We start from the raw sequence: 11,062 nt of genomic DNA, 5'->3' as shown, positions 1-11,062 counted from the left end.
TATGAAAAAGTTGATGCTATCGGTTGCTGTTTTCATGGCGGTGGTCGCATGTAAGACCAATCCGTTCACAGGAAAGAGCACCTTGAATTTTTATCCCAACAGCCAGGTGTTTCCCATGGCGTTTGCCCAATACGACCAGTTTTTGGGTGAGAATAAGGTAATAAAAGGCACCTCGGACGCCGAAATGATCACCCGGGTAGGGCAACGAATTGCTTCAGCCGCAGAACGTTGGCTCGATGCCAATGGATATCCCGGATATTTGAAGGATTACAAATGGGAATACAACTTGGTGCAGGACGAAGCCGTGAATGCGTGGTGTATGCCCGGTGGAAAAATTGTTTTCTACACGGGAATTCTTCCCATTGCCGAAAATGAGACCGGCATTGCGGTTGTTATGGGGCACGAAGTGGCACACGCCCTCGCCGACCATGGTGCCCAACGGATGAGCGCCGGTACCATGCAACAACTTGTTGGGGTGGCAGGAAATGTGGCCATCAAAGATCCCGAAAAGCGAAATATGTTCAACCAAGCCTATGGTATCGGTTCCACAGTAGGGGTGATGTTGCCTTTTAGCAGAAGCCATGAGACCGAGGCGGACCGTATTGGTCTGCAGATCATGGCCATCGCTGGTTATAATCCCGATGAGGCCGCCAGACTATGGCAGCGTATGAAGGCCAAAGCAGGGGGGCAGGCACCACCCGAATTTTTGAGCACCCACCCTTCCAATGATACCCGAATCAGTAATTTGACCGCTTGGGCCCCTGCGGCCAAGGAAGAAGCCCGGAAGTTTGGGGTGACCTCGTTCAAATAATCAAAACAAATACAATGGACAATGTCATTTTGATGATTGCAGGAATCTTGAAAAAAATCAGTTTCTTGTAACTGTCGAAATGACATTTTCTTTTTAAACCCACCCCTATGGTACAAGCATTGGCACTCAAAGGAAGCAAAAAACTGTTGAATGCTTGGGCGTTTTACGATTGGGCCAATTCCGTGTACAGTTTGGTGATCTCGTCCGCCATATTCCCCATTTTTTATGGGGCCCTGTTTCGAGTGGCCGGAATTGAAAAAGTGGCCATTTTTGGAGGTGAGATTGCAAGGGCACCCCTTATCAGTTATGTGACCTCCTTGGCCTTTGTGTTCATTGCGATAGTTACACCCTTGGTTTCGGGGGTTGCCGATTATTTGGGCAACAAAAAGGTCTTTCTCAAGTTTTTTTGCTACCTCGGAGCACTCTCCTGCATCGGGCTCTACTGGTTTTCGTTGGAGAATATCTATTTCGGACTGGTCTGTTACTTTTTCGGATTGGTCGGTTTTTGGGTCAGCTTTGCCATCAACAATTCCTACTTGCCCGATATTGCCTATCCCGAACAACAGGACCGTATCAGCGCCAAGGGCTTTTCCTTAGGATACATCGGCAGCGTAATTTTATTGGTCTTCAATTTGGCCATGGTCATGAAACCCGAAGTGTTTGGGATTACCAACGATGAGGGTGGGGTGGCCGAAATCAAGGCCATGAAATATTCTTTTATCTCTGTGGGGATTTGGTGGATTGTGTTCAGTCAATACACCTTTGCCCACTTGCCCAAAGGCTATAAGCGGGAAGGGGTTCGTGACCATATTATATTGAACGGATTCCGCGAATTGAAGAGTGTATGGCACCAACTGGGCGAGAACAGGAGCCTAAAACGCTATTTGGGAGCCTTTTTCGTGTACAGTATGGCTGTACAGACCATCATGCTCATTGCCACCTACTTTGGAGAAGAAGAGATTGCTTGGGGCACCGATTCGGAACGCACCACTGGACTGATTATCAGTATATTGGTGATACAACTAGTGGCCATTATCGGGGCTACAGTCACGGCAAGGGCATCGCAAGCCTTCGGAAATGTAAAGACCCTGATTGTGATCAATGCCATTTGGGTGTTGTTGTGTATCTATGCCTACTTTTTACAGACCCCCATGGATTTTTATACCGCTGCCGGATTGGTCGGTATTGTGATGGGGGGCATTCAGGCGCTTTCCCGATCAACGTATTCCAAATTTTTACCGGAAACCACCGATACCACTTCCTTTTTCAGCTTTTATGATGTGGCCGAAAAGATAGGCATCATCATTGGAACCTTTTTGTATGGAATAGTGGCACAGTTGACCGGAAGCATGCGAAACAGCACCATCTTTTTGGGGGTGTTCTTTTTGATGGGTATCTTTTTACTGTCAAGGGTCAACAAAAAAAACTAAACCAATGAAAAAATCCATCTTTCTATCCCTCTTGCTACTGGCCCTAGGGCTACAACTTCACGCTCAAAATACGTTGCAGGAACGGTTGGGGTATTCCGCAGATGCTAAATTATTGATCATCCATGCCGATGATCTTGGGGTGATCCATACCGTAAACCAAGCCACCTTTAAAGCCTTCAAGGAAGGTTCAGTTAACAGTGCAAGCATTATGGCGCCCACCCCTTGGTTGGCCGAAGTGGCTGCCTATGCCAAAGCAAACCCGGGTCACGATATGGGCATCCACCTTACGTTGACCAGCGAATGGAACTATCTGCGCTGGGGCCCCGTGGCTTCCAAATCGGAGGTGCCCAGTCTATTGGATGAAAACGGCTATTTCTACCCCGATTGTGCCCAGCTTTGGGAACATGCCCAAATTGAAGAGGTGGAGATCGAATTGCGCGCTCAGATCAACAAGGCCATCGCGATGGGGATCCAGCCGACGCATTTGGACAGTCATATGGGGTGTTTGTTTTCCACCGACCCGCGGTATTACGAATTGTATGCTTCCTTGGCCAAGGAATACGGGATTCCCGCTATGATCAATCATGAAATTGCGGCTTTGGGCGGTGCAGAGGGTACCCAACCGCCGGTGGTGATCAACCAGATCTTGGGAGCCGGACCCACCGATTTTGACACGGACATGGCTGCCTATTATGCCAATACCCTTCGCAATTTGGAACCTGGGGTGCACCAGATGATCATCCATTGTGGTTATGATAATTTGGAAAGCCAGGGCATGTCGGTGGAACATCCGTACTGGGGTGCCCGTTGGCGCCAACAGGATTTTAATTTCTTTACCAGTGAAGCCTGCGCTAAACTCTTGGAAGAGGAAAACATCCACTTGGTGACGTGGAAAGAGCTGGGTGCGCTGTTGAAAAAATAAACGATGATCTAACACATCGGTATGCTACCTAATCGGAGGTATAAAGATGTATTTTACGTTTATATAAACAAGTTGGCAATAATTACAAACAAAAATGAAGAAAGTATTACTATTATTTTTAATCGGAACTTTAGCAACATCCTGTTACACAGTATATCAAGTTATTCCCAAAACTTATGATTATACTGAAAGTATCAATTTTACAATTGACAAAATTGAAGAAGGTAAAAGTGTTGCGACTGGGAATGGTTCTTGGAATGCAAGTCGTGGAAATAAATTTGTATTTGTTTTCTTAACACTAAGGAATAAATTGGATGAAAAACAGGAATTGGATTTTGACAATTTCATCCTATTAAACCCGAGAACAAAAACAAAGCATAAGGCTGAGTGGTCAATGGTTGTTGGTCCAATAAATATGTGGGGGAAAATAGATTCTTATATAAGAAAAGGAGATGAAAAAAAAAGAAAATTAGTATTCATTTACCCAGAAGAAGATAAAGCAAAAATGTTAATGGTGAATGATGAAATAATTGAAATTGAATATACAAAATAACTATTGCCAACAATGGCTATAATTCATTGTGGCTTAGTGCTAAACCAAAGTAAAAGTATAAATCAAACTGCTGGATTTCGGCGGAATAATCCTGAGGATGATTCCACAACGAAATCATAGCCGAAAACGTTGTGGTTCATTAACACAAAAACGAAAGAATGATTTTTGAATTGGATAGATCAAAAGAAATCTTGGAAAGAACGCCTAATGTTTTGGATACATTACTCACTGGTTTATCCAAAGAATGGACTGAAAACAATGAAGGAAAAAACACTTGGAGCCCTTATGACATTGTTGGACACTTGATATTTGGTGAAAAAACAGATTGGATTGTCCGAATTAAAACTATTTTGAAAAATTCCGAAAACAAACTTTTTGAACCTTTTGATAGGTTTGCTCAACGTAATGAAGACCAAAATAGGCCGATAAGCGATTTAATCAACGAATTCAAATTATTGAGAGAAAAAAACCTAAATGAATTGGAGTCGTTAAACATTTCTCAGAAAGACTACGAAAGAATTGGGATTCATCCTGAATTTGGAAATGTAACCCTAAAACAGTTGATTTCCACTTGGGCTGTTCACGATTTAGGACATATTGCACAAATCACACGAGTTATGGCAAAACAATACACCAAAGAAGTTGGGCCGTGGATAAACTACCTAGGAATTTTAAAAAAATAATGCACCACAATAATGGCTTTAAACAATTCGGGAGAAAGTGATAAAACAAAAGTATCAACATAAAACAAAGGTCGGTACTAAATCAAAAATTCATTAACTTAAAGATTGCAGCAAACGCGTAATTAAGTTTATTGAAGTTTAGTTATAAAATGAGTTGGGTTAAAAAAACACTTCAAATTCTTGCCAGTCTATTTGTCTTGGTCCATTTGACCCTTTTATCAGAGGGTATTCCAACCTATACAACGGACAATGGCATATTTCAAACAGAACTTGTAACATCGGAAAATGATGCTACACGTCGGGGTATAGATTTTGTTGCGGCCCAACAACTGCTTTTTTTCCCAAGTCCAACTAAGATTGGAATTAACAAAGCGGAATGGTTCGGTCGAATGCAAGCGGCCGAAAGCAAAAGTGTCTTGGGTTTTAAGGTTCAAGAATATACTACGCTGGAACTAAAGCCGGTACTTCTCAACATCGTTCTCAACGATATTGTTCAACCAAAACAGCATCGGGTTTAATGTGACCCACAAAATTCAGATTACAGCATCTCAATTTCTGATTCCTTCAAGTACTCGAAGGTGATCGTTCACATTAAACTCCTTTATAATGAGATTAAAAAAGTTCATGCGCTTTTTGACGCTATTGTTCTTTTTACTTATTGCCTCTATAGTTCCTTTTCCACTGAAGTACTACAGAAAAGATAATTTACCCACCTATAAAATAGAACAGTTGGACAATAAGAAAGAAGAAAACCATGAAGAAGAGGAAGAGCGATTTTTATCCTAGAATGGAAAACGTTCTATAGTCAGCAATGGTGTTTAGCTTTGCCCTGTAACAAAAAGGAAACCTCTTGCTTGTTTTGGTTACGAAACTTGGATTTTTCTTCGCCCCTAAATTGGGGTCAAATGATTATAAAACGTCAACTATTGAAAAAAAATGCCCCGACGTACATCGGGGCATTTTTCGTTTGTTGATTGATGGTAAACTCCGGATTATCCTTTGGAGATGTCTCCCGATCCCGAAGATTTGGTGTTGATTTTCTTTGGATTGCCACGATAATGGATATCCCCTGATCCGGAAACCCGGGCCTCCAAGGATTCGTTGGCCGTGACTTTGATGTCGGCAGAACCGGAAACAGCCGCCGTTACAAAATCGGCTTCCAATTCGTAGGCCTTAATGTCCCCTGAACCGGAAACGGACACATCAAAATCGGTGGCCCTGCCGGCAAGGTTAATATCGCCGGAACCGGATAATGAAGCTTCCACACTTTGGGCCTCAACGGTTAGGGAAACATCGCCCGAACCTGCAATGCTGGCGCTAAAATTGGTGGATTTGATGGTGGTCTTGCCCACAATGTCCCCGGAACCGGATAGGCTTACCCCATCAATGGTTTCTACGGGCACGGTAACGCGGATGCCTTTCGTCCAAGTGGAAGGTCTGAGGTTCACCCCTTTTTCGGTCTTGATCACCAATTTACCGTTTTTCACTTCGGTGATGATGTATTCCAAAAGGTTGGACTCTCCTTCCAGGGTAATTTCCCCTTCTTGCCCGGCAACGAGGTCCACATCGAACCAACCGGCCACGGCCACATGGTCATAGTCCCCTACGGAGCGCTCAATGGTAACAAAATTTCCATCGCCCTTTACTCTTTTTCCCCATTGGGCATTGGTGATGGCGACCATGCTCAAGGCAATTCCTAATGTGATCAGTTTTTTCATGTTCTTGTGATTTGTTTTTTGATGTTATCTTAGTTTTGATAGAAAGTGATGCCTCCGTAGTCGCTGGTGATGCTCACCCTATTACCGGAGTTGGCCTTTCCATAATATCCCTTGTAATATTTTTCAGTGGATTTTTCCTTGCTGATGTTGATCTCAAAATCATCCTTGCCACTTACGCCGGCGTATTCGGTATTGATCTCAAAATCGAAATAGTATTGCGGGTCGTACCCGATCTTGATACCGGTGTAATCGGTACGGATTTCCACATTCCCGGCATCGGCGGCCAATCGGTCTATTTTTAGGGAACCATAATCACTGGTGATGCTTACGTTACCGTGCACATTGCCCAATTTCACCCCGATATAGTCGCCATTGCCTTCCACGTTTTTCACGTTTTTGGCCTCGATGGATCCATAATCGCTGGAATAGGATAGGTTGCCCATCTCTTCGATCACCCCATTGGTGTAATCGGCCTTAATGGTAAGGTCACCTGCTTTCTCGATGGTAAACCCGGAATAATCGGCCACGATCTCTGCACTGTTGATGTAATCGAAAGTAGATCGGGAGGTATAGTCGAACCGGAGTTCGTTGTTACGGCCCCGAAGTTCACCGATATCCATTTTGCCATAGTCACAGCTGATTTTGGCATGGCCATCGATACGGTCCAAGTAGATGTTGCCGTAGTCGTTGTTAAGGTTCACGCTGTTTTTAATGGGCAATTTAATGGTGTAGTTCACCTGTACGCTCACATTTTTGCGTTTGCCCCAACCCCAGTTCCAGTTGTTGTTGCGATCCCCAAATTGGGTCCTGGCAGATACCATGCTGGCACTGTTTTCAAAATCCACGTCGATCTCATCCAAACGCTCCTGCACCCGTTCCTCATCGTTGCCATTGGCCTTGATGTGGACTTCGATCATCACCCGGTCTTCGTTCCAAGAGGTGATATTGAGGTTGCCGTAGCTGTTGTGCACTTTCAAAAGGGCATCGGCGTTCACGTTGTATTCTTTTTTTATGGTCTTTTCCTTGGTGTATTTGCCGTTCATTTTGTCGTGGTCGACATGGGCATTTGTTGCTAGGGGGAACAAAGCCAAGGCGAAAAGAATCAGTTTAAATGGTAAAGCTTTCATCATTGTTCAATTTTAAATTCTTAATATTTTCTATTTGGCTCAAAACATCTTTCAATAAGTCGATTCGGGTTTGGAAATTGGTGATCATGGCATTGAGAATGATTTTCGTGTCCCCTCCATTGACCAGGTCCTGTTCTAATTTTTTGTAGTCATTCTCCAACCGTTGCAACTGTGCCAGGGTATCGTCTACCAATTGTGCATTTTCAGGAGATTTCTCATCCTTCAATTGCTGGACCTGTTGCTCGATCAGGTTGGCAAAATAAAACTCGGTATTGGACACCTCGGGCGCAATCTTCCCTACTTGTTGCTCAATACTGGGCTGCGGGGCAAAAACCTTATAACCCAATAATGCAACCAAGGCAACAGATGCGGCAATGGACAACGGTTTCCACCAGGTAGGTCTTTTTTTGTTGATGGAGACTGTGCCCTGGGAACGGTTCAGTTTTTCCAAGAATCGATCTTGGTGTCCTGTGTGTGGTTCTTCCACATCGAACTGCCCCTGGAGTCTTTCAAATAAACGGTCTAAATTATCCTTGCTCATGACTACACATTTACGGTCAATTTTTTTCTCAGGCTTTCCTTGGCCCGGGAAATGGTGGTTCTACAATTAGCATAGCTAATGTTCATTATTTCACTTATTTCTTCATAATCGTATCCTTCGATCAAATGTAAGGTCAAAGAAACTCTGTAATTGTCTTTCAAACTTTTCATGGTTTCCATTACTTTTTGAGCCTTCAGTTCTGTATAACCATTTTGATCCGAAGCAACTCCATCATTATCTTCGACCTTGTACATTATATCATCCAAATCCACAGTCCTGTTTTTCTGCTGCTTTTTGTAATGATAGATACTGTTATTGATCACAATCCGCTTTAACCATGCCCCGAAGGTGACGTCGCCCTTAAAGGTGTGCAGTTTGGTAAATGCGCTCAGGAACGATTCCTGCATCACATCCTCGGCTTCAGCTGGATCTTTTACAATTCTATAGGCCGTGTTGTACATAGCCCTGTAATAGCGATTGTAAATCTCCAATTGTGCACTTTGTTTCCCCTGCATGCACGATTTGAGCAGTGCATCAATATGTTCATTTTGGTGGCTCAAAAAATGAATGGTTTGTCTTATAGATTAGGGAATTTACCAATTGTTACAGTTTTTTCTAAAAAAATGGTTTTTAATGGCACAGGAATTGCCTTTTAGAAGGTGATAAAAAGCCAAAAATGTAGGTTAGTTATTGATTTTGAGGATATTGAATTGGCTTTAGTACATAATAATTTATGAATGGTCTTTGTTGATTCTGACAAAATGACCGAAAAGATGAAATGGGAAAGATGAAAATAGCACAATTTGACAATATTGACTTTCAGGGATTGGATGAGGAAGCGGAACTGATTCCGTTACTCACCCCGGAAGACGAAGAACAGATGAACAACGAGGCAATACCCGAGGTGCTGCCAATTTTACCGTTGCGCAACACTGTCTTGTTTCCCGGTGTGGTCATACCCATTACCGCGGGGAGGGACAAATCCATCAGTTTGATCAAAGATGCCAACAATGGCAGCAAGACCATTGGGGTGGTGTCTCAAAAAGATGAGAATACCGAAAATCCTGGCGCGGAGGATATCAATACCTTGGGCACTGTGGCACGTATTTTACGCGTGCTCCAAATGCCTGATGGCAACACCACCGTGATCATACAAGGCAAGAAACGGTTCCAGATCGAGAGCATCCTTACCGAAAAGCCCTATATGACGGCCAAGGTGCACGAAGCGGAAGAGGTTCGACCCGTAGGAAAAAATGTGGAGTTCGAGGCCATTATCGATTCCATCAAGGATTTGGCCTATAAGATCATCAAGGACAATCCGAACATTCCGAGCGAAGCCACCTTTGCCATCAAAAATATTCAGAGCAATTCGTTCCTGATCAATTTTGTGTCCTCCAACCTGAATCTATCGGTGGCGGAAAAGCAACAATTGTTGGAAATCCCAAATCTGCAGGAAAGGGCGATGACCACCTTGAAGTACATGAACATGGAACTTCAAAAGCTGGAATTGCGCAACGATATCCAAAGCAAGGTCCGTAGCGATATGGACCAGCAGCAGCGCGAATACTTTCTGCACCAGCAAATGAAGACCATTCAAGAAGAACTTGGTGGCTTATCCTATGAGGAAGAGGTGGATGAGATGCAGGAGAAGGCCAAGACCAAAAAATGGAGTAAAAAAGTCGAGGAGCACTTTGAAAAGGAATTGGCCAAAATGCAACGGATGAACCCTCAGGTGGCCGAGTATTCCATTCAACGCAATTATTTGGACCTGATTCTGGAATTGCCCTGGAACGAATATTCCAAGGATAATTTTGACCTGAAACGGGCACAAAAAATCTTGGACCGTGATCACTATGGTTTGGAAGATGTAAAACGTCGCATCATCGAATACTTAGCCGTTCTTAAACTGCGTAACGATATGAAATCGCCCATTTTGTGTTTGTACGGACCTCCTGGGGTCGGTAAAACCTCATTGGGCAAATCCGTTGCCGAAGCATTGGGCAGGGAATACGTGCGTATGTCCTTGGGTGGACTTCGTGATGAGGCAGAGATTCGAGGACACCGTAAAACCTATATCGGCGCCATGCCGGGCCGTATTATCCAAAGTTTGAAGAAAGCAGGGACATCGAACCCAGTCTTTATCTTGGATGAGATCGATAAACTGTCCAGTAGCCATCAGGGAGACCCCTCTTCCGCCATGTTGGAAGTATTGGACCCCGAGCAGAACAACGACTTTCACGATAACTTTTTGGAAATGGGCTACGACCTGTCAAAAGTGATGTTCATTGCCACGGCCAACAGCCTGTCCACCATTCAGCCTGCCTTGCGCGACCGTATGGAGATCATCAATGTGACAGGATACACCATCGAGGAAAAGGTGGAGATTGCCAAACGCCATTTATTGCCCAAACAATTAAAAGAGCACGGTCTTACAGCCAATGATCTTAAGATCGGCAAACGCCAACTCGAAAAAATCGTAGAGGGCTATACCCGTGAATCCGGGGTGCGCGGACTGGAAAAACACATTGCCAAAATGGTACGGTTTGCCGCCAAATCCATCGCCATGGAAGAGGAGTACAATAGTAAGGTGACTGATGAAGATGTAGAAAAGGTATTGGGACCAGCACGTTTGGAACGCGACAAATACGAGAACAACGAAGTGGCCGGAGTGGTTACGGGGTTGGCTTGGACCAGTGTTGGGGGCGATATCCTGTTCATTGAGTCCATCCTTTCCAAAGGAAAGGGACAGTTGAACATCACTGGTAACTTGGGTCAGGTAATGAAGGAATCCGCCACCATTGCTATGGAGTACATTAAATCCAATGCAGATAGCTTCGGCATCGACCCCGATGTGTTCGATAAATACAATGTACACATCCACGTGCCGGAAGGTGCCACGCCCAAAGACGGACCCAGTGCGGGGATTACCATGCTCACCTCCTTGGTGTCATTGTTTACCCAGCGCAAGGTGAAAAAGAGCTTGGCCATGACGGGGGAGATCACGCTTCGGGGAAAGGTATTGCCTGTGGGTGGTATCAAAGAAAAAATCTTAGCGGCGAAACGCGCACGGATCAAAGAAATTATCCTGTGCGAAGAGAACCGCAAAGATATCGAGGAGATCAAACCCGATTACCTCAAAGGATTGACGTTCCATTATGTGACCGACATGAGCGAAGTGATCGAGATGGCCATTACCAAGCAGAAGGTGAAGAATGCCAAGACCCTGTAGGGAATATGATGCAAATCATAAAACCGTAACGGGATTTCTGTCTATTTT

At 44.2% G+C, this 11,062-nt stretch carries 12 protein-coding genes; 8 read left to right on the top strand and 4 right to left on the bottom strand.

Features of this window, described 5'->3' with window-relative positions:
- The first annotated feature begins 1 nt into the window (after window position 1).
- The 7 genes from EO131_RS06100 (at window position 2) to EO131_RS06070 (ending at window position 5,185) form a co-directional block, all read left to right on the top strand.
- Window positions 2-811: a M48 family metallopeptidase gene (locus EO131_RS06100; protein ID WP_127019920.1), complete on the top strand. Its 810-nt coding sequence runs from the start codon at window positions 2-4 to the stop codon at window positions 809-811.
- Window positions 812-918: 107 nt separating this feature from the next.
- Window positions 919-2,241, top strand: coding sequence for an MFS transporter (locus tag EO131_RS06095; RefSeq protein WP_127019918.1), 1,323 nt, complete (start codon window positions 919-921; stop codon window positions 2,239-2,241).
- 4 nt (window positions 2,242-2,245) lie between these two features.
- A complete protein-coding gene (locus EO131_RS06090) occupies window positions 2,246-3,163 on the top strand; it encodes a polysaccharide deacetylase family protein (protein ID WP_127019916.1) in 918 nt (305 codons plus the stop codon).
- A 94-nt stretch (window positions 3,164-3,257) separates the two neighbouring features.
- Window positions 3,258-3,716 carry a DUF4352 domain-containing protein gene (locus EO131_RS06085; protein WP_127019914.1) on the top strand — a complete coding sequence of 153 codons (459 nt, stop codon included), beginning with the start codon at window positions 3,258-3,260 and terminating at the stop codon, window positions 3,714-3,716.
- A gap of 158 nt (window positions 3,717-3,874) precedes the next feature.
- The gene (locus EO131_RS06080) at window positions 3,875-4,399 is read left to right on the top strand and encodes a DinB family protein (protein WP_127019912.1); all 525 of its coding nucleotides are present in this window, start codon (window positions 3,875-3,877) and stop codon (window positions 4,397-4,399) included.
- Window positions 4,400-4,548: 149 nt separating this feature from the next.
- Window positions 4,549-4,917 (top strand): hypothetical protein, encoded by a 369-nt coding sequence (locus EO131_RS06075; RefSeq protein ID WP_127019910.1) that lies wholly within the window; start codon window positions 4,549-4,551, stop codon window positions 4,915-4,917.
- Window positions 4,918-5,005: 88 nt separating this feature from the next.
- A complete protein-coding gene (locus EO131_RS06070) occupies window positions 5,006-5,185 on the top strand; it encodes a hypothetical protein (RefSeq protein WP_127019908.1) in 180 nt (59 codons plus the stop codon).
- A 206-nt stretch (window positions 5,186-5,391) separates the two neighbouring features.
- On the opposite strand, the gene EO131_RS06065 is transcribed toward EO131_RS06070, so the two are convergent.
- Genes EO131_RS06065 through EO131_RS06050 form a run of 4 tightly spaced genes read right to left on the bottom strand, consistent with a single transcriptional unit; the run spans window position 5,392 to window position 8,345 of the window.
- Window positions 5,392-6,117: a head GIN domain-containing protein gene (locus tag EO131_RS06065; RefSeq protein WP_127019906.1), complete on the bottom strand. Its 726-nt coding sequence runs from the start codon at window positions 6,115-6,117 to the stop codon at window positions 5,392-5,394.
- 29 nt (window positions 6,118-6,146) lie between these two features.
- Entirely contained in the window at window positions 6,147-7,244 is a 1,098-nt protein-coding gene (locus EO131_RS06060; protein ID WP_127020081.1) for a DUF4097 family beta strand repeat-containing protein, read from the bottom strand.
- A complete protein-coding gene (locus EO131_RS06055) occupies window positions 7,225-7,785 on the bottom strand; it encodes a hypothetical protein (protein WP_127019905.1) in 561 nt (186 codons plus the stop codon). Before EO131_RS06055 ends, EO131_RS06060 begins: the two co-directional genes overlap by 20 nt.
- Window positions 7,786-7,787: 2 nt before the next feature.
- Window positions 7,788-8,345 carry an RNA polymerase sigma factor gene (locus EO131_RS06050; RefSeq protein ID WP_127019903.1) on the bottom strand — a complete coding sequence of 186 codons (558 nt, stop codon included), beginning with the start codon at window positions 8,343-8,345 and terminating at the stop codon, window positions 7,788-7,790.
- Between the two features lie 227 nt (window positions 8,346-8,572).
- Between EO131_RS06050 and lon the strand changes: the two genes are divergently transcribed.
- The gene (gene lon, locus EO131_RS06045) at window positions 8,573-11,014 is read left to right on the top strand and encodes an endopeptidase La (RefSeq protein ID WP_417935627.1); all 2,442 of its coding nucleotides are present in this window, start codon (window positions 8,573-8,575) and stop codon (window positions 11,012-11,014) included.
- The last annotated feature ends 48 nt before the right edge of the window (window positions 11,015-11,062 follow it).

It is taken from the genome of Flagellimonas beolgyonensis (assembly GCF_003992615.1).
GTDB lineage: Bacteria > Bacteroidota > Bacteroidia > Flavobacteriales > Flavobacteriaceae > Flagellimonas > Flagellimonas beolgyonensis.
Note: the sequence above shows the minus strand (reverse complement) of the source record. Positions and strands in the feature narration are given on the sequence as shown.

Excerpts from the sequence above, each read along its gene's own strand:
- EO131_RS06100 (WP_127019920.1), top strand. The coding sequence starts at position 2 with ATGAAAAAGTTGATGCTATCGGTTGCTGTTTTCATGGCGGTGGTCGCA.
- EO131_RS06095 (WP_127019918.1), top strand. The coding sequence starts at position 919 with ATGGTACAAGCATTGGCACTCAAAGGAAGCAAAAAACTGTTGAATGCT.
- EO131_RS06090 (WP_127019916.1), top strand. The coding sequence starts at position 2,246 with ATGAAAAAATCCATCTTTCTATCCCTCTTGCTACTGGCCCTAGGGCTA.
- EO131_RS06085 (WP_127019914.1), top strand. The coding sequence starts at position 3,258 with ATGAAGAAAGTATTACTATTATTTTTAATCGGAACTTTAGCAACATCC.
- EO131_RS06080 (WP_127019912.1), top strand. The coding sequence starts at position 3,875 with ATGATTTTTGAATTGGATAGATCAAAAGAAATCTTGGAAAGAACGCCT.
- EO131_RS06075 (WP_127019910.1), top strand. The coding sequence starts at position 4,549 with ATGAGTTGGGTTAAAAAAACACTTCAAATTCTTGCCAGTCTATTTGTC.
- EO131_RS06070 (WP_127019908.1), top strand. The coding sequence starts at position 5,006 with ATGAGATTAAAAAAGTTCATGCGCTTTTTGACGCTATTGTTCTTTTTA.
- EO131_RS06065 (WP_127019906.1), bottom strand. The coding sequence starts at position 6,117 with ATGAAAAAACTGATCACATTAGGAATTGCCTTGAGCATGGTCGCCATC.
- EO131_RS06060 (WP_127020081.1), bottom strand. The coding sequence starts at position 7,244 with ATGAAAGCTTTACCATTTAAACTGATTCTTTTCGCCTTGGCTTTGTTC.
- EO131_RS06055 (WP_127019905.1), bottom strand. The coding sequence starts at position 7,785 with ATGAGCAAGGATAATTTAGACCGTTTATTTGAAAGACTCCAGGGGCAG.
- lon (WP_417935627.1), top strand. The coding sequence starts at position 8,573 with ATGAAAATAGCACAATTTGACAATATTGACTTTCAGGGATTGGATGAG.